The 24,897-nt window shown below is 68.8% G+C and carries 16 protein-coding genes; 10 read left to right on the plus strand and 6 right to left on the minus strand.

Features of this window, described 5'->3' with window-relative positions; genetic code table 11:
* Positions 1-212 precede the first annotated feature (212 nt).
* Positions 213-1,250 (plus strand): anthranilate phosphoribosyltransferase, encoded by a 1,038-nt coding sequence (gene trpD / locus R5W23_RS12720; protein ID WP_320686642.1) that lies wholly within the window; start codon positions 213-215, stop codon positions 1,248-1,250.
* Between the two features lie 46 nt (positions 1,251-1,296).
* On the opposite strand, the gene R5W23_RS12725 is transcribed toward trpD, so the two are convergent.
* Positions 1,297-1,671: a hypothetical protein gene (locus tag R5W23_RS12725; RefSeq protein ID WP_261188270.1), complete on the minus strand. Its 375-nt coding sequence runs from the start codon at positions 1,669-1,671 to the stop codon at positions 1,297-1,299.
* 388 nt (positions 1,672-2,059) lie between these two features.
* Between R5W23_RS12725 and R5W23_RS12730 the strand changes: the two genes are divergently transcribed.
* Positions 2,060-3,913: a methyl-accepting chemotaxis protein gene (locus R5W23_RS12730; RefSeq protein ID WP_320686643.1), complete on the plus strand. Its 1,854-nt coding sequence runs from the start codon at positions 2,060-2,062 to the stop codon at positions 3,911-3,913.
* 87 nt (positions 3,914-4,000) lie between these two features.
* On the opposite strand, the gene R5W23_RS12735 is transcribed toward R5W23_RS12730, so the two are convergent.
* A complete protein-coding gene (locus R5W23_RS12735; protein WP_261188272.1) occupies positions 4,001-4,360 on the minus strand; it encodes a 2Fe-2S iron-sulfur cluster-binding protein in 360 nt (119 codons plus the stop codon).
* Between the two features lie 143 nt (positions 4,361-4,503).
* Between R5W23_RS12735 and R5W23_RS12740 the strand changes: the two genes are divergently transcribed.
* Both R5W23_RS12740 and R5W23_RS12745 read left to right on the plus strand, forming a co-directional pair.
* On the plus strand, positions 4,504-5,484 hold the full coding sequence (locus R5W23_RS12740; protein WP_320686644.1) for an ABC transporter ATP-binding protein: 981 nt from the start codon (positions 4,504-4,506) through the stop codon (positions 5,482-5,484).
* Between the two features lie 3 nt (positions 5,485-5,487).
* Positions 5,488-6,891: an ABC transporter permease gene (locus tag R5W23_RS12745; RefSeq protein ID WP_320686645.1), complete on the plus strand. Its 1,404-nt coding sequence runs from the start codon at positions 5,488-5,490 to the stop codon at positions 6,889-6,891.
* A gap of 28 nt (positions 6,892-6,919) precedes the next feature.
* Here R5W23_RS12745 and R5W23_RS12750 read toward each other — a convergent pair whose 3' ends face one another.
* Positions 6,920-7,630, minus strand: coding sequence for a 5-oxoprolinase subunit B family protein (locus tag R5W23_RS12750; protein ID WP_320686646.1), 711 nt, complete (start codon positions 7,628-7,630; stop codon positions 6,920-6,922).
* A 35-nt stretch (positions 7,631-7,665) separates the two neighbouring features.
* Between R5W23_RS12750 and R5W23_RS12755 the strand changes: the two genes are divergently transcribed.
* The 5 genes from R5W23_RS12755 to R5W23_RS12775 all read left to right on the plus strand — a co-directional run bounded on the left by R5W23_RS12755 (position 7,666) and on the right by R5W23_RS12775 (position 14,506).
* A complete protein-coding gene (locus R5W23_RS12755; protein WP_320686647.1) occupies positions 7,666-8,190 on the plus strand; it encodes an RNA polymerase sigma factor in 525 nt (174 codons plus the stop codon).
* Positions 8,187-8,633 carry a hypothetical protein gene (locus tag R5W23_RS12760; RefSeq protein WP_320686648.1) on the plus strand — a complete coding sequence of 149 codons (447 nt, stop codon included), beginning with the start codon at positions 8,187-8,189 and terminating at the stop codon, positions 8,631-8,633. The genes R5W23_RS12755 and R5W23_RS12760 overlap by 4 nt, the downstream gene beginning before the upstream one ends.
* Positions 8,634-8,653: 20 nt before the next feature.
* Positions 8,654-10,147 (plus strand): hypothetical protein, encoded by a 1,494-nt coding sequence (locus R5W23_RS12765; RefSeq protein WP_320686649.1) that lies wholly within the window; start codon positions 8,654-8,656, stop codon positions 10,145-10,147.
* Between the two features lie 364 nt (positions 10,148-10,511).
* Complete coding sequence (bamA, locus tag R5W23_RS12770) at positions 10,512-12,869, plus strand: outer membrane protein assembly factor BamA (RefSeq protein WP_320686650.1); 2,358 nt, start codon at positions 10,512-10,514, stop codon at positions 12,867-12,869.
* 977 nt (positions 12,870-13,846) lie between these two features.
* Positions 13,847-14,506: a hypothetical protein gene (locus tag R5W23_RS12775; protein WP_261188281.1), complete on the plus strand. Its 660-nt coding sequence runs from the start codon at positions 13,847-13,849 to the stop codon at positions 14,504-14,506.
* Between the two features lie 33 nt (positions 14,507-14,539).
* On the opposite strand, the gene hflX is transcribed toward R5W23_RS12775, so the two are convergent.
* A complete protein-coding gene (hflX, locus tag R5W23_RS12780; protein WP_261188283.1) occupies positions 14,540-15,922 on the minus strand; it encodes a GTPase HflX in 1,383 nt (460 codons plus the stop codon).
* A gap of 206 nt (positions 15,923-16,128) precedes the next feature.
* Positions 16,129-20,652, minus strand: coding sequence for a vWA domain-containing protein (locus tag R5W23_RS12785; protein WP_320686651.1), 4,524 nt, complete (start codon positions 20,650-20,652; stop codon positions 16,129-16,131).
* A gap of 544 nt (positions 20,653-21,196) precedes the next feature.
* Between R5W23_RS12785 and R5W23_RS12790 the strand changes: the two genes are divergently transcribed.
* The gene (locus tag R5W23_RS12790) at positions 21,197-22,267 is read left to right on the plus strand and encodes a hypothetical protein (protein ID WP_320686652.1); all 1,071 of its coding nucleotides are present in this window, start codon (positions 21,197-21,199) and stop codon (positions 22,265-22,267) included.
* 190 nt (positions 22,268-22,457) lie between these two features.
* Here R5W23_RS12790 and R5W23_RS12795 read toward each other — a convergent pair whose 3' ends face one another.
* The gene (locus R5W23_RS12795; protein WP_320686653.1) at positions 22,458-24,767 is read right to left on the minus strand and encodes an OPT family oligopeptide transporter; all 2,310 of its coding nucleotides are present in this window, start codon (positions 24,765-24,767) and stop codon (positions 22,458-22,460) included.
* Between the last annotated feature and the right edge of the window lie 130 nt (positions 24,768-24,897).

Raw genomic sequence — 24,897 nt, forward strand, 5'->3', positions numbered from 1 at the left:
TCGGCGGGTTCGTGTTCGGTGGCGGACGGCGTCGCGAGCATTCGATCTACCCCAGGTTGCCCGACCGGAACAATCGTTACACCCGTCCACTACATGAATGGAAGTATAAGTAACAACTGTTCACAGCGGAAGAGAAAAATTGCAGCTTTCGGTATCCGCGCGATAGCATTTCGCGAGGTACACCGGTCTTTCACCCCTGTAGGGCGTGTGTCTTGGAGCTACCGACCCCAACTTGGTTCCCCGAACTGTTTTCGGCGCTCCTGTCCGGGCGACACCTGACCGCGGCAGAGGTCACCGACGCGGTCCGCGACCTCGTCGCCGGTCGGGTGGACGAGGTCCGCGGCGCGGCGTTTATTACGGCCCTCCGCATGAAGGGGGAAACGGCAGAGGAGGTGGCCGCCGCGGCGCTCGTGCTGCGCGAACAAATGCTCCAACTCGTGCCGGTGTCCGGGCCGGTGCTCGACACCTGCGGGACCGGCGGTGACGACAGCGGGACGTTCAACATCAGCACCGCGGCGGCCCTCGTGGCGTGCGGGGCCGGCGTGCCCGTGGTGAAGCACGGGGGCCGGGCCGTGTCGAGCAAGTCGGGCAGCGCGGACGTGCTGCGCGAGTTGGGCGTGCCGATCGAAGCCGGCCCCGAGTGGGCGCAGCAGTGCCTCGACCGCACCGGGTTCGCGTTCTGCTTCGCCCCGCACTTTCACCGCGGCATGGCCCACGTTTCCGCCCTCCGGAAGAAGCTCGGCGTTCGCACCCTGTTCAACCTGCTGGGGCCGCTGGCGAACCCGGCCAATGCACCGTACCAACTTCTCGGCGTGGGGAAATCTGAGTTGTTAGACCCGTTGGCGGCGGCGCTGGCGCGTTTGGGCGTCCGGCAAGCGGTTTTGGTGTGTAGCCGGGATGGGCTGGATGAGGTGAGCCTAACGGCACCGACGATGGTGCGGGTCGTGCGCGGCAACGAGTACGAGGCGCGCGAGTGGCCGCCGTCGGAGTTCGGTTTGGCCCCGGTGTCGCTCACGGCGATCCGCGCGCAAGACGCGACTGAGAGCGCGGCCGCCGTGAGCGGCGTGTTGGCGGGCGAGGACGGCCCGGCCCGGCGGATCGTGCTGGCAAACGCCGCCGCGGCCCTGTGGGCCGCCGAAGCCGTGCGAACGCTCCGGGAGGGCGTGGAGCGGGCTGAAGCCGCGCTCGACGCCGGCAAGCCCCGCGCGGTTCTGGAGGCCCTGTGCCGCTCCGGGAGCCGCGCGGGCTAGCGCGATCAGCCCCATCCCGCCCCGGCTCACCGCGGTCACGAGTTCGTCACCGGAAGGCCCGTCGGACTCGGGATTCGTTCAACACGGTGAGCCCCCAGATGCCGAACGGGAGGCCGAGAACGAAGCACGGGCCGAGGCACGGGATCATACCGAGAATACACGCGGTTAGCGCGAGCGGGTGACTCTCCAGTTGTTTCATGCGGAGCGCCCCGTTGATGATCACGAAGTTGGCCACCAGCATCAGCGCGGCCCAGGTGGTCCGGATGGTTATCTGTGTTTTCTGTTGTGGCTCGAGGCGAAACGTGGCCAAAATGACGACATCGATGATGAGCGCCACGATGAGAGCCGTGACGCTAATGGCGGCGGTCACCAATAACCCCATCGCGGGGCCGGACACCTGGCTGCGGGCGTAACGGCTCAAGGGCCTCTCCAAGTGAGGACGAGCGGGCCGGGAACAAGTCACAGAACACCTCATCACCCTAACCAGCGGCGCCCTGGACTGCCAAGTCCGCCGGACGCATCGGCCACAAACCCAGTACCCATCAGGACATTCGAGGCTGCCCCCAGCCGGCGAATTATGGTGTGAGCAAATCCGTGCGGAAGGAATCGATCCTATTGATCGGGCCGCCGGTGAGCATACGACGCCCCGTCCCGTTGTTCGAAAACGGTCGTCCGTGCGACCGGGAGCGCGTGCCCCGCTCCCGCCGGCGAAAGCGGCCCAGCCGGTCCGTACGAGCGGAGCGGTGGGCCGTTTCCGGATTCGGCACGCGACCTGACTCGCTACCCCTCCTCCGGACCAGTGACACGTTATGGGCTTTTTCAGCCACACGCCCGCCGCGGGACGGACCGCCGCCAAGGGAGCCGCGGCGCTGCCCGCCGAGGTGCCGGCGCACATCCTGGACGCCGTCGAATTCAACGTCATGTTCTGCGACACGCAGTTCGTGATTCGGTACGCCAACGCGGCCACCATCCGAACCTTGAAGGCGCTCCAGGAGCACCTGCCGGTCCGGGCCGAGTCGCTGGTGGGCCAGTCGATCGACGTGTTCCACAAGCGCCCCGAGAACGTCCGGCGGACACTCACGAGCCCCGACACCATCCCGCCGTCGACGCTCATCCGCCTCGGGCCGGAGACGCTCGAGCTGCGCGTGAAGCCGTTGTTTTCGGCGACCGGCGCCCGGCTAGGCACCATGGTCACCTGGGACGTGGTCACGAAGCGGCTCGCGCTGGAGGCGGCGAACGCCGACTACCAAGGGCAGATCGCGGCGATCCGCAAGGCGATGGCGGTGGTCGAGTTCAACCTCGACGGCACCATCGCCACCGCCAACGAAAACTTTCTGGCGACAACGGGCTACAAGCTGTCCGAAATCCAGGGGCGGCACCACAGCATGTTCGTCGAGCCCGCGCACGCTGCCGGCCCCGAGTTCCGGGAGTTCTGGGCCAAGCTGAACCGGGGCGAGTACATAACGGGTGAGTTCCGGCGGGTCGGCAAGGGCGGCAAGGAATTGTGGATCCACGCCTCCTACAACCCGATCGTGGGCGCCGACGGCAAGCCTTATAAGGTGGTCAAGTTCGCCACCGACATCACCGAGCAGAAGCGCAAGGTGGCCGTGGTGCTGGGGGCGGTCAACCGGATGGCGGCGGGCGACTTCGCCCAAGCCATGCCCGCCCTCGGTGACGACGACCTCGGACAGGTGGGGGCGGCGCTGAACGAGGCCGTGGGGAGCGTGCGGTCCGCGCTGGAAGGCGTGCGGGAAGTGGCCGAGGAACTGGCGGACGCGTCCGGGCAGTTGTCCGCCGCGAGTGAAGAAATCTCCACCGGCGCGCAGCAACAGGCCAGCAGCCTGGAGGAGACCGCCAGCACCCTGCAACAGATTACCTCAACCGTGCGGCAAAGCGCGGACAGCGCCCAGCAGGCCCGCCAACTCGCCAGCGGGTCCAAGGAGATCGCCGAAAAGGGCGGGAGCGTGGTGAGTTCCGCGGTCGGCGCGATGAGCGAGATCAACGCGTCCAGCAAGAGGATCGCCGACATCATCACCACCATCGACGAGATCGCGTTCCAGACCAACCTGCTGGCCCTGAACGCCGCCGTCGAAGCCGCCCGCGCCGGGGAACAAGGGCGCGGGTTCGCGGTAGTCGCCACCGAGGTCCGCAACTTGGCCCAGCGGTCCGCCACCGCGGCCAAGGAAATCAAAGCCCTGATCCAGGACTCGGTGAAGAAGGTGGACACCGGCACCGAACTGGTCAACCGGTCCGGCACCACGCTGGCCGAGATCGTCACCAGCGTCAAGCGGGTCACCGACATCGTGACCGAGATGGCGTCCGCCAGCCGCGAGCAATCGACGGGCATCGAGCAGGTGAACAAGGCGGTCGCCCAGATGGACACGGTCACCCAGCGGAACGCCTCCCAGACCGAGGAGATGAGCGCCACCGCCCAGACCCTCACCGACCAGGCGGCCCAGCTCCGCGACCTGGTGGGCCGGTTCAATCTGGGCCCGGGCGGACACGCGCCGGCCGCGAAAGCGGCGAAGCCGGCGAAGAGGGGGGGCGGTCCCAAGCCCCGGGCGGCGGTCACGAAAGCGATCAACCACCGGCGGGGCAGTAACGGCCCCGCGAAGGGTCACGAACTGGATTCGCTCGGCGCCGACGGGTTCAGTGACTTCTGAGTGCCCGCCCGCGGAACGGTTCCGCACATGCGCTCCGCGGGCCGCGCGTGTTGAGCCGTTGGTGACGCCTCGGGGCGACCTCCCGGCTCACTCTTTCGGCGTCCAGACCGCGGGCGGGTCGATCGCGTCGCCCGGGCGCGGCCCCGCGTTCTTGCGCCCGCTGCCGGCGAACCGGCTCACGCACCTCACGGCCAGATCCGCGTCGCACGCGATCTGACAGCTCAACCGCACCCCGCTCAGCCCCTTGGCCGCGAGCACGCGCTTCTCGGCCTCCGTCATCTGGTCGGGCTCGCCGGAAACGAACTCGACTTTGCAGGTCGTACACGCGGCCTTGCCCCCGCAGGCGTGGAGCTGGTCCACGCCCGCCTCGTCCACCAGCGCCAGCACGAGCCGCTTGCCCGCGGGCACCTCGAACTCCCCCACACCTTCGACGGTTAACTTCGGCACGGCAGCGGCCCTCGCGGTTGTACAGGTTCGGCCCCCCGTTGTTGTACTCCATTGCTCCCGCACCGGGTTGTCCGTATCTTCTGCGTGACGACCGATTTCATTTAGGGTAAGCCGTTCCACGGTCCGAAGCCCCGAGGCGAACCATGGCGGTGATCGAGACGCGCGACCTCCGGAAGTCCTACGGCCAGGTCGAGGCCCTGCGCGGGGTGTCGATCCGCGTCGAGCCGGGCGAGATCTACGGGTTGCTGGGCCAAAACGGGGCCGGCAAAACGACGCTCATCAAAGTCCTACTCGGCATCGTCCACAAGACCGACGGCGACGCCACCCTGCTCGGGCTCCCGTCGGGCACCGCGGCCGCACGGCGGCGGGTCGGGTACCTGCCGGAAGACCACGCGTTCCCGGGTTACCACACCGGGTACACGCTCATGGACTTTTACGGCCAGCTCTACGGCATGGCCCGGAGCGAGCGGCGCCGCAAGATCCCCGAGATGCTCGAGGTGGTCGGCATCCGGAAGCGGATGGACAACCGCATCCGCACGTACTCGAAGGGCATGAAGCAGCGGCTCGGGATCGCCCAGGCCATGTTCCACGACCCGGCCGTCATCTTCCTGGACGAGCCGACCGACGGGGTGGACCCGGTGGGCCGGCGCGAGATCCGCGACCTCATGCAGCAGCTCAAGGCCGAGGGCCGCACCGTGTTCCTGAACTCGCACCTGCTGGGCGAGGTGGAGCTGGTGTGCGACCGGGTCGCGATCATGCACCAGGGGGAGCTGGTGCGCCAGGGGACGGTCGCGGACCTGACCCGGCAGCAGAACCGGTTCGTGATCGGCTTGTCTTCGGGGCAAACGTTCCCCGGGGATGAGGTGACGAAGCTCGGCTACACGGTGGAACCCGCCGGCGAGCACGTCGAGGTGGTGCTCCCCGACGGGAAAGGGATCGATCCGGTACTCGCCCTCCTCCAAGGGAAGGGGCTGAACCTGCGGCACTTGGTCGAGAAGAAGCAGAGCCTTGAGGACGTGTTCGTGTCGATGGTGGACGCGACCGACGCCGCGGACGAACGGGACCGCGGCCCGCGGCGCCCGGGCCGCGCCCGGCAGGTCGGCACCTCGCGGCGGGAGAAATAACCGATGCAATTCCTGGCGTTCCTTCAGGACTCGTACCGCGAAGCCAAAAGCGGCTGGGTGCTCCAGGTGATGCTGGTGCTGGCCGCGCTCCTCATACTTCTCATTGCGAGCGTCGGCTTCCGCCCGGTCACCCTCCGGGACGAGTTGGACGACCACCTCGAGCTGTACACCCGGCTCCTCGACTCCAACCCCGAGAGCGGGCGCCCCAAGTTCTCCGTCGAAAACGTCACCTCGACCAACACCGCGGAGCCGTGGAAGGCGGACTACGCGTTCGAGTTCGTCGTCGCCTGCGCCACCCCCGAGGACATGAAAAAGGCGAACCGGCCGGGGTTGCCGGTGTCCCGGTCCGAGGTCGATCGGATGCTTCAAAGCGAGCTCCAGTTCCTCAACGACGTCAAGGTCACCGGCGGCCCGCCAGAGTTGGAAAAGCCGGAAGGCGCCGACGCCAAAAAGGACGCGAACAAAACGGACGCGAACAAAACGGACGCAAAGGACGCCCCGAAAAAGGCGCTCCCGACAGAAGTGCGATACCAGGTCACGACGAAGGGGACCAAAGTCGAGGACCGGCTCGCGTGGCGGCACAAGGTGTCCATCCTGTTCGTGTACGAGATCCCGCACCTGTACCGGTCCCTGCGCGACTGCGTGTACTACCTGGAAAAGTACCTCGTCAACTGGGTCGCCGGGTCCGTGCTGCTCTTCGTCGCGGTCGTCATCACGGCCGGGTTCATCCCGAACATGCTGGCGAAGGGGAGCCTCGACCTGTTCGTGTCCAAACCGATCGGCCGGGTCCGCCTGCTGGTCTACAAGTACGTCGGCGGCCTGACGTTCGTGCTCATCCTCACGACGGTCACCGTCCTCGGCGTGTGGCTGGCGATCGGCGTGCGGACCGGGCTCTGGCCGCTCAACTTCCTGAGCATCATCCCCGTGATCACGTTCTGCTTCGCCGTGCTGTACGCGTTCTCGACGCTGGCGGCGGTGTTGACCCGTAGCACGTTGGTCGCGATCCTGCTCACCGGCGTGGCGTGGGGCCTGTTGTGGGGCGTGGGCAAGGTGAACGACGGCATCGAGAGCCGCCGGGAGCAGGCGGCTCAGGCCAAGCCGCAGGCCGGCACGCCGGAGGCCGTACTGCGCGAGGTCGAATCCGAGCAGCCGCTGTGGGGGTTCATTCCGCGGTCCACGTTCCCAGTGTTCAGCGCGATCCACACCATCACTCCTCGCACCTACGAAATGGACGACCGGCTCGTGCGCGTCATTGCCGAAGGGGTGCTCACCCCCAACGAGTTGAAGGCGAAGGAGTACGACCGACCGATTCGCACCTCCTGGGCCGAAATGGTGCTCGTGTCTCTGTGCGGCATTGGTACCCTCCTCGGGATTTCGGCGTGGCGGTTCGCAGCCCGGGACTACTAACCGCCGCCTGGGCGGGCGCAGAGGGGATTCAGCCCCCTCGCCCGCCCTCTAATCGCTCGCCTTCTAACTGTCGGTACCGCGCCTCGTCGATGCGCTCGAAGCGGACCGTGTCCCCCACCCGCAGCGGAAAGAACCCGTCGGCCGCGTCCACGATCGTCAGCGGCGTTCGGCCGATCAGGTTCCAGCCGCCGGGGCGCGCCAGCGGATAAATGCCCGTCTGGCACCCCGTCAGCCCGACGCTTCCGGGTTCCACCCGTGTTCGGGGGCTCGGCAGCCGCCCCACCCCACACAGTTCCGATGGCAGGTACCCCAAATACGGGAACCCCGGCACGAACCCGACCGCGTACACCGTGTAAACGGTCGCGGTGTGCCGCTCGATGACGGCGTCGGCCGAAAGGCCGGTGTGCTCGCACACGCGGGGTAAATCGAGCTGCATCTCGTAACACACGGGAACGCGAAAGGCGAGCGGGGGGCGTGAGCCCACCGAGTGGGCATTGCCACCGAGCACCGCCTCGGCGGGTCCGCGCCCCCCGCTCGCCAGCGCGTTCAGCCAGTCCATTACGTCTGCGGCGCGAATTTGATCGGCGTCGAAGAACACCCCGACGCTCGCGTAGGCCGGGACGACGTCGAACAGCCAGGCGGGGTCGGCCGCGCGGACGGTCGCGGCGAGCGCCACCGCCGCGGGCTCGTCCGCGAGGTACGCCAGCACCGCCTGATCGCCCAGAGGGGTAAGTTTCATACCCGTTTGGTATAGTGCCGCCGCGGGCGCCTGAAATGCCACGGCGGGAGCGGCGTCAGTACCTTTCGATGGGACCGGAGCAGCTAGCCGAACTGGTCGATCGGTACGCGGCGGCACTCGTGCTGTACGCGCGGCAGTGGTGCGCGACCCCGGAGGACGTGGTGCAGACCGCGTTCCTCAAACTGGTCCGCCTCGGCACCCCGCCGGACAACCTGCTCCCGTGGCTCTACAAGGTGGTGCGGAACGGGGCCATCGACGCCAGCCGGGCGGCCCGCCGGCGGCACCGGTACGAGGCCGCCGCCGCCGACAGCGCGCCCCGGTGGTTCCAGCCGTCCTACGACCCCACCGGGCTGGACGCGCGGGCCGCCGCCGAAGCCCTCTCCGGCCTCCCCGCCGAGACGCGCGAGATCATCGTGGCGCACCTGTGGGGCGGGCTGACGTTCGAGCAGATCGCTCAAGCGGTGGGCAGTTCCGCCGCGACCTGCTACCGGCGCTACGCCGCGGGCATCGAAACCCTCCGCCAGAAACTCGGGGCCGAGCGCCCCGTCCGAGCCACATGAGCACCCCCGCACCCCAACACCCGCCGAACCGGCCCGACCCGCTCGCGGTCGCACTCGCGCAGCTCGACCCGTCCCCGCACGGGTTCAACTGGCACGCGCTCATGTTCGCCGCGGGGCGGGAGTCCAAGGCCCGGGCGCTCCTGTTCTGGCGCGTCGTCGCGGGGGCCTGCGCGCTGGTCGCGGCCGGGTTGGCCGCGGCGCTCGTGTTCCGGCCCGCTCCCCAGCCGACCGAGCGCATCGTGTACATCGACCGGTTCACGCCCCCGCCGAAGGGCGCCACGCCCGCGGTGGAACACGCGCCCGCCCCGCCGTGGGCCGACAGCCCGGCGCCCGAACCGGGCGCGGCGGTCCGCTGGTTCGGGGTACGCAACGAGTTACTTACGGTCGGGCTCGGCGCGCTGCCCCCACTCGGCCCCTCGGCGCCTCCGCCGGGCGAGAAGTGAAGCATCCGGAGGGACCAGACATGGCGCGCGTGTTGATCTTCCTGTTCCTGGCGTCCGCGCTCGCGGGGGCACAACCACCAGAACGCGCTCCCGAGCCGAAAAAGGACGCCCCGCCCGAAGGTGTGGAGCGTCCCCACTCGCCGGCCGCGCTCGTCACCCGGCTCGCGGCGTCGCCGGCCCCGGCCGCAGCGCCGGCACTCAAGTACGAACTGTTGCCCCGGCTCCGCGACCGCAAGCCGGGCAACGCCGCGATGGACTACCACCGCGCGAAGCTGCTCCAGCCGAACTGGCCCCACGACGCCCAGGAGGCGAAGAAGCTCCAGGACACCCTCATCAAGTGGGAAGAGGCGCCGGTCGACGCCCTGCCGCTGGCGGAGGTGAAGAAGTACCTCGCGACACACGCGGCCTCGTTCCGCGCGCTCGACGACGCCGCACGGGCCGACCGGTGCGATTGGGAGCTGGGCTCCAAGCTGTCGGTCGGTAACATCGACGGGTTGCTCACGGAGGTGCAAACCTTCCGCGAACTGGCCCGGTTCCAGAAGCTGCGGACGCGCGCCGCGCTCGCGGAGGGGAAGTTCGACGAGGCCGTCCGCTGCATCCAAATCGGGATGCGGCTCGGCAAGGACGTGGGCGAAGGCCCGACCCTCATTCACACGCTCGTCGGCATCGCGGTCGCCAGCATTTTCCTGGGCGAAGTGGACCACCTGATCCAGCGCCCGGGCGGCCCGAACATGTACTGGGCGCTCACCACCCTTCCGCGCCCGGTCATCGACCCGCGGATCGCGTTCGAGGGCGAAGCCAGACTGTTCGACAACCTGTTCCCGAACGCACGGCTGCTCGAAAAGGGTGTGCTCTCGACAGACCGCGCGAACGCGCTGCTCGAGGAGATGATGACCGCGTTCCAGACGATGGGCCGCCCCGACGACAAGCAGATCGGCACCGGCGGCATCGGTACAACGGCGTACGCCACTATGAACTACCCGGGCGCGCGGAAGCAGCTCCTCACCCTGGGCTGGGACGCGGCGGCGATCAAGGAGATGCCGGCGGCGCAGGTGGTGGCGCTGCGGGCGGTCGCCGCGTACCGGTCGTACAACGACGACCTCGCGAAGTGCTTCAGCCTGAACGTCCCCGACGCCCGCACCGAGATTACGAAGGTGCGCGAGCGGTCCGAGAAGTTGCGCAAGGAGAGCGGCGACCCGATCGTGAGCGTGTTCGCGATGAACGTGCCCGCGATCGAGAAGACGTTCGAGGCGCACACCCGGCTGAACCGCCGGGTCGCGCTGATGCGCGCCGTCGAGGCCGTCCGGTTGCATGCGGCCGCCGGCGACGGCAAACCGCCCAAATCGCTGGCCGACATCAAGCTGGTGCCGGTGCCCGAAGACCCCGACACGCTCAAGCCTTTCGTGTACGAACTGAAGGGCAACACGTTCACACTGACCGGCGCGGCCCCGGCGGGTGCGCACCCGAGCGTCATCAACCAACTGCGGTATGAGATCACTCTGCGGGCTCAGTAGAGGCCGAAGAGAAGAGTTCACCACAAAGGCACGAAGAGAGCGCGAAGGGACACCGAGAAGGCAAGAGGACAAAGGGAAGTCGAAAGCCGGAGGGGGAACCGAAGTAACCGAACGGGCCGCGCCGGCCCCCTTTGGTTTCCTTCTTTTTCGATCCAGCTTCTCGTCCTTCCCTTCGTTCTCTTGCCTTCTCGGTGTCCCTTCGCGCTCTCTTCGTGCCTTTGTGGTGGGCATTTTCCTGACCTTCTGGTGTTCGCCTTTCGGCACCGCGCGCCACGATCTTGACACAAATTTCTCCCCGGCGTATTGGCCCGTCTCGCGCCACCGATACCGCTCCGCCGCTGTCCGAGGCCCTCAGGGGAATCCGATGCCCGCCTGTCGTCGTCTCCGTCCGTGGCTCGTAGCCGCCGTGTTCGCACTCGCGCTGCTCGCGGGCTCGCGCGGGTGGCTGACCGCGGCCGACAACCCGCAGGGGAAAACGATTGCCGAGGTCCAAACCGCCGGAAGCCGCCTCCGCTCGCCCGCCCAGATCCTCAACATGGTCCACACCCGCGCCGGCAAGCCCTACGACCAGGCGCTCGTTCAAGAGGACGTGCGCCGGCTCCAGAGCACGCGCTGGTTCACGGCCGACGGGGTCCGCGTGCTCACCACCAACGAGTCCGACGGCCGGGTGACGGTCACGTTCGTCGTCACCGAACTGGGCAACACGGTCCAGGAGATCGTGTACCACGGGGCGCAACACCTCAGCGACGGCGACCTGCGCACGCTCACCGGGCTGCGCAAGGGCGACGCCATGAACCCGATGGCCAACGAGGTCGGCCGCGCCGCCATCCTGCGCCGCTACCAGGACGACGGGCGGTACCACGCGACCGTCGAACTGGTCGAGGGGAACAAACCGACCGACAGCCGCGTCGTGTACAACATCGTCGAAGGGCCGGTCGTGAAGGTGGCGGGCGTCGAGTTCGTCGGGAACGTCGGCGCGATCACCGGGCGGCTCAAGACCCAGATCACCACGAAGACGGCGTTCGCGGGCGCGATCGGCGGCAAGTTCAACCCGATGACGATCGAGATGGACCGCAAGGCGCTCACCGAGTACTACCAGGCGCTCGGCTACCTCGCGGTCAAGATCGAGCCCGAGGTGCGCCGCTCGGCCGACCAGAGCCGCGTCACCATCGTGTACCACATCGTCGAGGGCCAGCAGCACCGCGTGTCCGACAAGATCATCAGCGGCAACAAGTCGTTCGAGACCGACAAGCTCATGGCCGTCACCGAGCTGAAGCCCGGCGAGCGGTACGACCGCCGCATCGCCCAGCGCGACCTGACGCGGCTCCGCGATTATTACGGCAGCCGCGGGCACAATGTGGCCGTCGATGAGCAGTGGTACGAGGTCGAGCCCGGCGTCGTCCAGGTGCAGTACAACGTGGGCAACGACCGCGGGGTGCCCGACCGGGTCGGCCGCATCATCATTGACGGCAACGAGATCACCCGCGACCGCGTCATCCTGAACCAGCTCGACCTGCGGCCGGGGCAGATCCTCGAGTACCCGAAGCTCGAAGAGGCCCAGATGCGCCTCGCGCGCCTCGGCCTCTTCGATATGGAAGAGCCGCCGACCGTCCGGGACATGCCGAACGAGCTGGACACCTCGTTCAAGGACATTCACGTGCGGGTGAAGGAGACCCGCACCGGGCAGATCATCTTCGGCGGCAGCGTGAACTCGGACGCCGGGCTGACGGGTAACATCTCGCTCAACGAGCGCAACTTCGACATCACCCGCATCCCGACGAGTTGGGACGACTTCCGGTACGGCCGGGCGTTCCGCGGGGCCGGCCAGGAGCTGCGCCTCGAGGCCGCGCCGGGCACCACGTTCCAGCGGTACTCGGCGACGTTCCGGGAGCCGTACCTGTTCGACACCCCGTTCGGGCTGACCACCTCGGCGTACTTCTACAACCGCTCGTTCGCGGAGTACAACGAGGACCGGTACGGCGGGCGCGTCACCATCGACCGGCGGCTGGACTCGATCTGGACCGCGTCGGCCAGCACCCGCGTCGAAGGGGTGAACGTGCGCGACGTGCCCGCGTACGCCCCGTGGTCGATCGCCAAGGACGCGGGGAACCACTTCCTGCTCGGGCTGCGGGCCGGGATCACCCGCGACACCCGCGACTCGTACGTCTACCCGACGAAGGGGAGTATGTTCGACGCCGGGTTCGAGCAGGTGCTCGGGGACTACACGTTCCCGGTCGGGACGGCCGAGTTCACCCAGTTCTTCTCCACCAAGTACCTGGCCCGCGAGGACGGGAGCCAGCGCCACGTGCTCGGGTTCCGCACCCAGGTGGCGGTCGCGGGCACCAACGCCCCGGTGTTCGAGCGGTTCTACGCCGGCGGCATCCGGAGCTTCCGCGGGTTCAGCTTCCGCGGGGTCGGGCCGTACGAGAACACGCTGGCGGTCGGCGGCACGTTCTCGCTGCTCAACTCGATCGAGTACCAGATCCCGATTCTGCCGAGCGAGAAGATGTTCTGGGTCGCGTTCGTGGACCACGGGACGGTGGAGAGCAAATTCGACATCAAGGACTACCGGGTGTCGGTGGGTACGGGCATCCGGCTGTCGGTGCCGGCGCTGGGGCCGCTCCCGCTGGCGTTCGACCTCGCGTTCCCGGTGGTGAAGGGGCCGTACGACCACCGCCAACTGTTCAGCTTCTCGATGGGTCTGTTCGGTAGCCAGCGGTAATAAGTTCGGTGGGCGAGTGCAGCCGCGTTGCCGGATCGTCCGGCCGCGCGGTTCGCCTTTGACACACAAGAATCCGATCCGCATACGCGCCCCCCACGTCCGCGTGCCGCAACTCCGGAACCGGCGCTGCGCCGGCCTCGCTCACACAAGCCCCGTTCGGGCCGTCTCGGTTGAGGACAGCGGAAGCACCGCGCCCTACCGAATCCAGTCGTTTCCAGTTCGCGCAGCGTGGTCCTGCCCATTGAGTGTGGTCCGCTCACTCCGTGAGCGGTCGGCCCGCGGGTCCGATTCGCGGCCCAGACTTGCAGAGCCTGTTGTTACGCGCCATGCCCATCCCATACCCGGAGCGACCGCTCACGGAGTGAGCGGACCACACTCAAAGACCTGTGCGGGGCACGCCCCACCAACTGGAAGCGACTGGAATCCGCTTGATCCGTATGCGCGCGGTATTCTGTAGCCGGCCTCTGTCAACGAATTTCAATCCTGGGAAGCCGAATCCGGGCAATGACTTAGTAACGAAGGACCAGCAGGAGCTTGGGGGCTCGATGGCCGGCTCGATCTCGCCCGCGTCCGAGTGCCTTAATCCCCACAGATTTCATGACCATTCGCAACTTCGGCTTCCCGGGATTGAAATTCGTTGACAGAGGCCGGCTACAGAACACCGTCACTCTTCAACCGGAGTCGGTCGCCCCACATCATTCCGATGGCAGCGGGACCGGAACCGCGTGAGCGGCAAAAATTGCGTGGGATTTGTGGGTAGCAGTCGCCCGGCGAAGTGGTAGCCCGTGGCCAGTCGAACGGCAGCGAATGTCCAGCCCGTACCCTACCTGCTGCTATCGATCGGCACTGTAACCCCCGTTACAGCGCCGGGCCGCGGTGCGCGTCAGCGAGCGAACCGACCCGGGTTCGGCGCCTCATAAAATACACAGCCCCACGCGGCCGGTCGGGATTCGGGGCGCCAAACCTTGAGGGGCGGCATGTTCCTGTTCGGGCTGAACGAGGCCGAGGTGTCGGCCGAGTACACCAAACGTGTCATCGTGACCATTCTCGTCGCGGCGACCACATCGGGCACCACCTTCGTGTTCACCTGGTGGTGGGCGCGGCGGCAGGCCAAGCGGCAGTGGAAGGCGAAAGAGTTCCTGGACCGGCTCACGATCAGCCTGAACATCTTCGCCGACGGCACTCTCAAGATCCGCACCGTAATGGAACGGTCGATCGACGAGATCTTCCTGAACCGGCTCGCGATCCAGAAGGTGTGGGCGGCGGCCCGCGCCACGACGCCCGCGAACCCCATCCTGCCGATCCCGAAAGCGGACCGCTGGTTCCTGCTCAACTTCGTGCTCAACGCGGTCGCCGGGCACTTCGTCGAGGGGCACATCCGGCTCGACGCCGGGCTCCCGGTCGCGAGCGTGAGGTACGCCCTGTTCCTGACCTGCGAGCACCTGGGAGAAGAACGCATCCGCAAGGTGCGGGCGATGTTAGTGCGGTGCGACGTGCTGGAGGACTTCCCCCACCCCGACACGATGCCGCGGCTGGAGAGCCCCTGGCACGACGACCGCATCCGGACGTTACGGGTGGCGTCGGCGCTGTACAAGGCCGAGCCCGACAACTTCCTGACCGTGGAAGTGTGCGTGTAGCGGGCGCGGCCCGCCACACGCACAACACCGACCTCACCCGACCTCGCGGCGCCCCGCCGCTTCCGGCCGGCCCGTGCGCTCCACGAACCGCACCTGCACCGTCGGCCCGGCGATGTGGTGCAGTAGGTGCTTCGGCAGATGGCACCGGATCACCACCTCGTTCGCGTCGTCGCGGAACTCCTGGCGGTAGATCTCGGCGTGGGCGTTCAGGAACGCCAGCACCCGCCCGTTGCCCGAGTCCGTGACGATCTCGGCCTCCGCGAAGTCCTCCGCGAGCGCCTCCATCACCGCGTCCTCGAGCTGGTCCAGCCCCTCGCCCGTCAGCCCGCTCACCGTCACCGCCCGCGGGTGGTGGGCCTCCAGGAGCGTCAGCAGCGAGCGGTCCTGGAGCTTGTCCACCTTGTTGAGCACCAGAAGGGTCGGGCGGTCGCCGCAGTCCAGCTCCTTCAGCACGTTGTTCACGGCGCGGATGTGGACCTCGGCCTGCGGGCTGCTCGCGTCCACGACGTGGAGCAGGAGCTTCGCGTGCCGGGCCTCCGACAGCGTGGCCTTGAACGACGCGACGAGGTGGTGCGGCAGGTCGCGGATGAACCCGACGGTGTCCGACAGCAGCACCCGGCCCCAGTCGCGGATGTGCCACTGCCGGGTCCGCGTGTCGAGCGTCGAGAACAGCTGGTTCTTGACGTACACGTCGGCCTTCGTCAGCGCGTGCATCAGTTGCGACTTGCCCGCGTTGGTGTAGCCCACGAGCGAGACCGTGTGCTCCTCCGCGCGGCTCTTCACCTCGCGCTCCTTGCGGGCCAGCACCTCGTCCAGCTTGCGCTTCAGGTCGCGGATGCGGTGCTGCACCAGCCGGCGGTCGGTCTCGAGCTGGGTCTCGCCCGGGCCGCGGAGCCCGATCCCGCCGCCCTTCTGGCGCGACAGGTGGCTCCACATCTGCTTGAGCCGCGGGAGCGAGTACTCGAGCTGCGCGAGCTCCACCTGGAGCTTCGACTCGGCCGTGCGGGCGCGGCTGGCGAAGATGTCCAGGATCAGCTCGCTGCGGTCGAGCACCTTCACGCCCAGCGCCTGCTCCAGGTTCCGCGCCTGGTTCGGCAGCAGGTCGTTGTCGAAGATGACCACGTCCGCGTCGGCCGATTCGACCAGGTCGTGCAGCTCGCCGACCTTGCCGGTGCCGAGGTAGGTGGCGAGCTGGATGTCGTGGCGCCGCTGGGTGAGTTCGGCCACGGAGGTGGCCCCGGCGGTCTCCGCCAGCCCGCGGATCTCGTCGCACGGGTCGGCCTCGTTGGGCCACGGGCGCTCGGGCAGCGCCACGCTGACCAGCACCGCCCGCTCGCTCGCGACCGAGAACTCTTCCCGCTGGGTGTCGAATGCCTTGCTGATGATCACGTCCTCCGGCGCGGGATCGCGCCGCACACATTGTAAGCCGCCGCACGGGACGGCGCGAAGCCTCAACTTGTCCGGTCGCAAGTTCTAAAGCCGTATCACTTTACCGAGCGAGACTTTACGATTTGTTACCGGACGGGGCGGGGTTCGGCCGAAACGCCCGCGGCCCGACCGGGATTAGACATCCCGGTCGGGCCGCGGGTTCGCAACCGCTCAGGTTTTGGCGGTCGCGGGGGTCACTTTTCGGCGCCCGGCAGCAGCGGCACCTTGGGCAGGGCCAGCTCGCCCTTCACCCCGGCGAACACGGGGCTGACGGTGAGGCTGTAGGTCTTGCGGTCCGGGTTCAGCTTGTACGTCGCCCGGACGTCCCCGGCGCCGTCGATGCCCGGCTTGCGGGCCTCGGTTTCGGTCGCCACCACCGGCATCGTCGGGCCGTTCGACGAGGTGATCGGCGAGTTCAGCGCCGCGCCGGCGCGGCCGAACCCGACGCCGATGCCCGACGCGCCGCCGGTCACCGCCGAGCCGGTCGTCTCGGCCCGCAGGTCCGCGCCCGCGCTCATCTCGTCATGCACGGTCGCCAGCTCGGTCCGCGAGCCGCCGACCAGCTTGACCTCGACCGGCTTGCCGGTCAGCGGCACGTCGAGCAGGTCGGTGCTCTCCTGCGGGGTGCCCTTGAACCGGGTCACCTTGACCTGGGCGCGGCCCCCGATGGGGCGGCCGAACGCCTGCTTCGCGGTGACGGTGTACACCCCGCTGAACGCGCTGGCCGCGGTGTACACCTCGGACCGGTCGTTCTGCTGGTCCAGCAGGTCGGCCTTGAGCACCCCGCCGGCGGTGGTGCGCTTGTGGGTGGGCGAGCACACCGACCCGGTCGGCTCCGTCACCACCAGGTCCAGGTCGGCGCCGCCCTGCCACTGCAACTCGATCACCAGGTCGCGCCGGGTCTGCTCGGCCGCCACCTTGTCGAGGGCGTCGGTCTTCTGGCCGGCCGCGTGCAGCTTGGCCGCCAGCTTCGGCAGCCGGTCGTTCACCTGCTTGTGGTAGTCCACGCCGTCGGTGGTGCTCCAGTCCCGCTTGAGCAGGTTGTTGGCCGCCCACAGCACGGCGTCGCTGCGCACGTCGCTGGCCCGCTCGGCGTAGGCCATCGCGTTGGCGTACGGGGTCGGGTCGTTCGGGCTGCACTCGGCGGCCCGCTTGCAGAACGCGACCGCCTGGGCGTGGTTCTTCAGCCCGTCCTCGGCCCGCGCGGCCTTGAGGTACGCCTTGGCGTCGGCCGGGTCGAGGTCGATCGCGGACACCGCGGCCCGCTCCACCTCCACCGGGTTGCCGTTGCCGGCCTGGAGCGCCACGGCCAGGGCCTCGTGCGCCCACGCCTCGGTCGCCAGCCCCTTCCGCAGGTTCCCCTTGAGCACCTCGGCCGCGTGGCCGTACTCGTTGAACTCCATCAGGAACTCGGCGCACGCGACGATCAGCCCCGGGTCGGTGACGGTCTGGTCGATCGCCTTGCTCCACATGGTCCGCGGGTCGGCGCCGAGCGCCTTGCGCATCGCCACCGCGTCCACCTTCGGGTTCACCAGCCCCGGCTTCTCGGCCCCGAGCGCCACCCCGGCGCCCATGTTGCCGTTGCCCGGCAGGCCCATGTTGCCGTTGCCCGGCCCGATCGCGAACGCGCCGCCCGCCGGCTTGGCCGGCAGCCCGACCATGCCGTCCTGCTTGCGCAGCTTGACGCTGGCGGCCGAGTGGTACCGGCTGGTGCCGCGGATGATGAGCGCGCGGGCCGGCGGGTAGTACCCGAGCGAGTTCAGTTGGGCCGCGGTCAGCAGCGGCGCGTCCTCGCCCTCCCCGGGCTGCGGGGACACCCCTTGCATTTGTGCCCACTCGCCCTTGGCGACGGTCTCGAAGATCAGCGACATCAGCAGCCGGCTCTGGTCGCCGCCCTGGATGCCGAACTGGCCGCCGAGGTTACCGAACTGGCCGAGCTGGCCGCCGCCGACGCCGGTGAACCCGCCGCCCACACCGTTCGGGTTCTGGCCCAGGTTGCCGCCCTGGTTGCCGAACGGCCCGGGGTTCCCGCCGGCGTTCAGCGGGTTGTTGTTGTTGCCCAGCCCGTTGATGCCGCCCTGGGCGCCGAACTGGCCGCCGAGGAAGTTGGCCGCCCCGCTGGCCGCCCCGAAGATGGCCAGCGTCTGGTTCTGGACGTTCTGGTTCAGTTGCAGCGTTTGCAGGTTCACCGAGCTGGGGATCGGGATCGCCAGGTCGGCCACCGGGAACACCCGGGTCACCTTCTCCTCCAGCTTCCGCTGGAAGGTGGTGATCTCGATGTAGTCCGGGCGGACGATGAACGTGGCGTTCATCGACACCAGGACCAGGTCCAGGAAGTTGCCCAGCTTGAGCCCGCGGAGCTGGGTCGCGGCCAGCTTCGGCTTCTCCTCGCGGATGTTCGGCACGCCGTCGGCCTTGAAGTACTCCTCCATCACGACGAACGACACGTTGTACTTCTTGGCCAGGAACCCGAGCAGCTCGAACAGCGGGGTCTCGACGAGGTTCTTGTTCTCCAGGTCCACCTCGGTGTCCTCGATCGCGCTCTTGAGGCGCCGCTGGCTCTCGCTGGCGTTGGGGCCGAGGTTCGAGTTCATGTACGCTTCGCGGCGCAGCCCGGTGAGCTGGCGCCACACCGTGGCCGGCGGGAAGTGGACCGGCGGCTCGTCCGGGTACGGCACGTGGGACTTCTCGGTCTGCATCATGGCGAGCAGGAACCGGTCCTCGCGGATCCGGGTCAGCTCGCGCCACTCGCGCAACTGGGTGGCCTGCTGGCCGATGATGTAGCTGGCGCTCGCCGCGACCGGGACGGTCAGCCCGCGGCTCACCTTCTCCTGCACCATGAGCTGGGCCTCCTGGTACGCGATGTCGTACCGGGCCTCCTTCATGAGCTGGCGGAACTGGTCGATCCGGTCCTTGTCGCGGGCCTGCTCGTCGGCCAGCCGGTCGAACTCGCTGAGCCGCTGCTTGGTGCGGGCCACGCTCTGGCGGTCGGCGTCGGCCTGGCGCTTGATCTCGGCCCCCTTCACGAACACCTCGCGCATGACCGCCTCGAGGTCCGCGACGAGCTGGCGCCGGGCGTCGTCGCCGATCCCGTCGTAGGCCAGGATGTCGTCCCGCTGGCGCTTCAGGTCCTGGTACGCGCCCTCGGGGTCGGTGCGGAGCAACTGGCGGGCCCGGCGGACGGTCGCGTCGGCCAGCACGCGGTACCGCTCCTCCTCGATCCGGCGGCGGGCGGCGGCCTCTTTCAGGAGGTCGACCGCGGCGCCGGGGTTGGCCGGCGGCACCGGCTCGTTCACCTTCGGGTCCTGGAGGACGGTGCGGATCGCCTCGTTCGGCGAGATCTTCTGCGCGTTAACCTTTTTGCTCACCTCTTCGGCGAGGGCGGCTTTGGAGACCTTGCCGGCCTTCATCTGGGCGGCCAGGGCGGCGCCCTTCGCGGCCTCCTTGTCGGTGGGGTCCACCTTGGCGGCGGCGGCGTACAGCTTCTCGGCCTCGTCGAACCGGTCGGCGCTGATGGCCCACACCGCCTGGGTGAGGAACTCGTCGCGGTACAGCTTCACCTGCGTGCTGGCCAGCGCCAGGGCGCGGTCGGACCGCAGCATGGCCGGCGCGTCCTTGTGCGGCGCGCTCTTCCACTGGTCCACCATCCGGTTCATGAAGAAGTTGTCCACGGCCGGGGCCGGGAGCGGCTGCGACAGCTTGAGCTCCACCGGGCGGCCGTTCACCGCCGCGCTGACCGCGACGCTGACGGCGGTCGCGGCGGGCTTCGCGAGCCGGCCCATCACCAGCGTCCCCTGGTCCGCGCGGAGCGGGGGCAGCTTGGTCGGGTACAGCTCGCCCACCTCCTCGCCGAACGTCCACTTCTCGGGCTTCGCGACGGGCACGTCGAGGGCGGCCTTGAGCCGGTCGGCGAAGGCCTTGCGGCCCGGCGGCGTGGCGACGTCCTCTTGCACGCGGACGACGGCGCCGCCGGTGAGGGCGGCCAGCCCGTGCAGGTTCTGCGGCTCGAGCTTCAGCCCGAGCGGCACGGCGAAGAAGTACACGTCGCCGCGGTCCATCCGGTTGCCCAGGGCGATGCGGTCACCTTCGCTCACCGGCCGGAACGCGCTCTCGCCGTCGCCCAGGTACAGCACCACCTGGTGCCGGCTGCGGTTGGGCGCCATGGTGGCGAGGGCCTTGTCCAGCCCGCCCGCGAGGTCGGCGGCGCCGGAGCCGTACTCCACCTCGGTGAGGGCGCGGGCGGCCTCGGCCAGGTTCTCGGAGGTGGCCGGCTGGAAGTCGCGCGTGAGGGTCCGGGTCGCGTTCGGGGTGCTGAGCGACCACACGCTCACCCGGTCCTCGGCGGTCAGCCCGGCGGCCAGCCCGGTGATGATGTTCCGGGCCTGCTGGAGCGGCCGGCCGGCCTGGCTGGCGGTGGTGTCCACCACCACCAGCACGTCCCGCGGCCGGGCCGCCTGGGGGGCCAGGGCCGGCTGCACCTGCCACGCGAAGATCAGCTCGCCGTCCCGCGGCTGGTACGTCAGCACGGGGGTGTTGCTGAACTTGGTGGCGACGAGGTCTTCGACGAACCGCCCGCCGTCGGGGCGGACGGGGTCCGTTGGGGGCGCGCCGGGCGGGGCCGTGCGCATGTCGCCGAACAGGGTGGTACCCAGGGCCGCGAGGGTGGCGCCCACCCCCAACAGCACCGGTAGCACCCGCAGCCGTTTCAGAAGGTTCATCTGCCCGTCGCTCCTCCAGGTAGGCCGTCCGGCGAGGGTCGGACGGCCCGAACAAGTACGAACCAAGCCTTGATTTTACGGCACGCCGCGGGCGGCCCGCTACGCGAAACCGAGCGGGCGCCGCCCGCCGTGTTCCGGTCCGACCGGCGGAGCGGCGCCCGGAATTCTGCGCCGCCCGAGGCTGTGTCCCTACGATGGGTTTTGCGCCCGCGAGCGCGCCGCCGGTTGGGACAGTCTAGCCGGTTTAACGCCGCTCCCGGGACGGCGTTGGCGAGTTCGCCGATTCGGATCGGCGGGCCGCAAGTTATCGGCCGCGCCGTCCGCACAAGCCGCGCGACCGGCCGCGGGATTTTGATTTGACTTGATGGTTCTGCGGCCTAGGCTCATTCAGGCTAGGCAAGAGGATAATTCCGCCAGGATCGTTGAAGCTCTCAGTTCCAAGTGCCCGGCGCCAAGTCCCCATCACGGAGCCGCAAACCGGTGCGGCAAGCCGTTGTGCTGTCAGAACTTGGAACGTGAAGACTGGGAGTTGGAACTTAACACTATGGCGAACCCGAACCCGCCCTCCGACCAATCGCTTACGGCCGCGGAGCTGCGCCGCCGTCTTCTGGCCTCGACCCCGCCGCCCATCGCCGCGACCGCGTCCACGCCCGATCCGCTCGCCGAACTTGTTGAAGAACAAGAGCCCCCGGCGCCGCTCCCGGCGCCGCCGGTCGCCCCGGTCGCGTGGGGCGGGGGCACCAGCGACCTGCTGGCGCGGCTGCGCATGCCGGGCAAGTCCGGATCGGTCCCGGTGCCGCCGGCGCGCGCCGCCGCTCCCCCGCCCTCGTATGCGGCCCCGCCGCAGTCGTTCGCCGCCCCGCCGCAGTCGTTCGCCGCGGCCCCCGAAGCGCCGCGGAGCATGATGGGGCGGCGCACCCCGACCGGCGGCGGCCGGTCCTTCGCCACGGACCCCGGCAGCGCCATCGCCGGCGCGCTGAACCACCTCGCGGAGCTGTCCCCGGGCGGCCACCGGTTCGACGAGTCGCCGGTCGGCGAGAACCAGCGGCTGAAGGCCGAGAACAAGGAGCTGCGCACGCTGCTCGACGAGATGAAGCACCTGCTTCAAGAGGCGAGCAACACCGAGCAGCAGTTTCTGGTCCGGGAGAAGGAGTTCGAGGCGGCGGTCGCGGAGAAGGACACGCAGATCGCGGAGCTGAGCGCGCAACTGGGCGCGATCGAGGAGCAGATCGCCACCGGCCAACTGGCCCCCCCGCCGCCCGCCCCGAAGACCCGCAACGAGCTCGAGGAGTGGGGCGACGAGCTGGAGCGCGAGAGCGCGAAGATCACGCAAGAGAAGCGGAAGCTCGAAGACGACCGCCGGCAGTTGCGCGAGGACGAGGACGCGCTCGAGCAGCAGATGCGGCAGATGGAAGTGTCGATGGCCCGCGAGCGGGCGATGATCGCCCGGCAGGAGACCGAGCTGCGGCGCCTGTCGGCCGAGATCCAGCACGAGCTGGACCTGCTCCAGCGCGGCGACGCCGGGCTGCGGGAGCAGATGACCAAGTTCCAGCGCCGCGCCCAAGAGGTCATGACCAAGCCCGGCGGCGGCCCGCCGCCGAACGGCCGGCGCTGACGAACCGACCGCCGAACGAAGCCGCCCGCGAGCGAACACTCGCGGGCGGCTTCGTTCGGCGCTTCCTGAAGTGTGGCCCGCCCGCGGAGCGAGCGGGGCGAGCGCAACGGACCCGAACGGCTTCATGTCTGCGAGCGGGCCAGATGCCGGACAAACGCCGGGCCGAGTACCAGCACCGCGCCGTCCGGAGTCATGCCGCCGACTTCTCCTTACGTGAGCCGACCCACAGTAGGAACGCGCCGAGCGCTCCGAACACCACGACGGCCGCGATCTTGGCGCCCGCGACCTCGTCGGGCTTCCACACCTTTTGCCCCTGATCGTTCAACTCCCCGAACAGGTGCAGGCCCAAGTTAAGAAGCTGGTTAAACCCGTTCGGCAGAAACGCGAAGAACGCGACGACCAGTCCGCACAGCGTTCCCCCCGCAATGTACCCGCTCGCGAGCAGCACCCCGGGGCTGGTTTCCGCGTCCGCCTCGTTCTTCGGTTTGCCGCGCAGCCGGTCGGCCGCGAGCCTGAGCATCCCCCCGGCGAAAATGGGGGTACTGGAGCCGAGCGGGAGGTACATACCGACGGCCACCGGCAGCGCGGACACGCCGCACAGCTCCAACGCGATCGCGATCAGCGCCCCGGCGATGAACAGCGACCACTCCAGCGTGCCTCCCAAAATCCCCTGAATGATGTTGGCGAACAGCCGCGGGGTCGGGGCGGAGAACGGTTCGGGCGCGTCGGCCCCGTTGTCCATCTGTTTCAGCTCTTGTGAGATGGGCACATCGGTCCGGTACACCGGGCGGCCGTCGGCGGTCACCAGGTACCGCCCCGGCTTCAACCCTTCGTGCTCGCCGGCCCGGGCGTGGACAACGTAGTAAGCCGTCGCGTCCAGCAGTTCCCCGGCGTTGTAGGGGCGCCCGGGCCGCTCCTGCGGCGCGTCCGGCGGCACCGGAAGCACCACGGCCGCCGGAATGCCTTTCTTCGTGTAGTGCACCTTGGCCGCGTTCAAGGCGAGCATCGTCAGACCGATCACCAGGGCCGAAGTCACGGCCCCGATGAGGATCGCCCACTGCTGCTTCGAGGGCGTCGCGCCGACGAGGTAGCCGGTCTTAAGGTCCTGCGAGGTGGTGCCGCCGTTACTCGCCGCGATGCACACCACCGCGGCGATCATGAGGACCGTCAGCATCGCGCCGGTGTCGGTGCGGCCGAGGACCAGGAAGATCACACACACCATCAGGAGCGTTGCGATGGTCATGCCCGAGATCGGGTTCGACGAGCTACCGACCTCGCCGGTGAGCCGGCTGGACACGGTCACGAATAAGAACCCGAACAGCAGTATGAGTCCCGCGCCAAGAAGGCCGTATGGGGTCAGCCCCAGGCCGAGCTGCGGCACCGCGGCCAGCGCCACCACGAGCGCGAGCCCACCCCAAAGGACGACCGGTGCGGGCATGTCGCGCTCGGTCCGGGCCGCCGCACCGCCCCCACCGCCGCGCGAGGCCCGCAGGTCACGCAAGCCGCCGACCACCGAGCCGAGGATCAGCGGCAGCGCCCGGAACATGCTGACGATCCCGCCGGCAGCCACCGCCCCGGCCCCGATGTACCGCAGGTACGCCTTGCGGATGTCCTCGGGGTCCATGTTGCGAATCAGCCCGGGGTTGCTCTCGTCCCGCGGCTTCTCCATGTCCCAGACGGCCGGCGGCACCGGCTCGGTCAACTTCTCGCCGAACGTCGCGATCAGCGGCCCGAGCACGAAGTAGGACAGCACCGCGCCAGCCGTCATCAGCGCCGCGATCCGCGGCCCGATCAGGTACCCGACGCCCAGCAGTTCGGGCGACAGTTCGCCACTGACCGCGCCCCCCTTCAGCCCGACTTTCGCCCCGCCGGCCGCGCTCTCGGTGTACAGGTTGGTGGCCGGCTCCGCGGCCCACAACTTGGTCGCCGCGGTTAGAAACTTGTGGGCCAGTGCGATCCCGAACCCGACGAACACCATTTTCGCGGTAGCCCCGCCTTTTTCGCCCGCGACCAGCACCTCCGCGCACGCCGTCCCCTCGGGGTAGATGAGCTTCCCGTGCTGCTTCACGATGAACGCCCGGCGCAGCGGGATCATCATGAGGATCCCCAGCACCGCGCCGAGGACCGACACCGTCATCACACGCACCGGGTCCATTTCGAACCCGAGCAGCAGCAGCGCGGGCATCGTGACCCCGACGCCGAACGCAATACTCTCGCCGGCGCTCCCGGTGGTTTGAACGATGTTGTTCTCGAGGATGGTCGTTTTCCGCACCTTGAAGGCGTTCGAGAACACGCGGAACAGCGTGATCGACAGCACCGCGATCGGTACCGAGGCCGATACCGTCAGCCCGACCTTCAGCACGAGGTACAGCGACGACGCCCCGAAGACGATTCCCAGCAGCACGCCGGTTAAAACGGTGGGCCAAGTAAGCTCCGGCGGCGCTTCGGAGGCCGGAACGAACGGCTGGAACCCGGGGTCCGGTTTCACTTCGGACGACATATTTTGGCCCGTGCGAGTGCGGTACTGTGGCGGAGAGTTGAGCCACAGCTTACGGGCCGGCGCGCGCGAAGTGAAGAAGATGTGTGCGGTCGCCCCGCGGGCGCGGCCGAAGCGCGGCGCCCGAAGAGCG

Source organism: Gemmata algarum (assembly GCF_034097035.1).
In the GTDB taxonomy this organism is placed as follows: Bacteria; Planctomycetota; Planctomycetia; order Gemmatales; family Gemmataceae; genus Gemmata; species Gemmata algarum.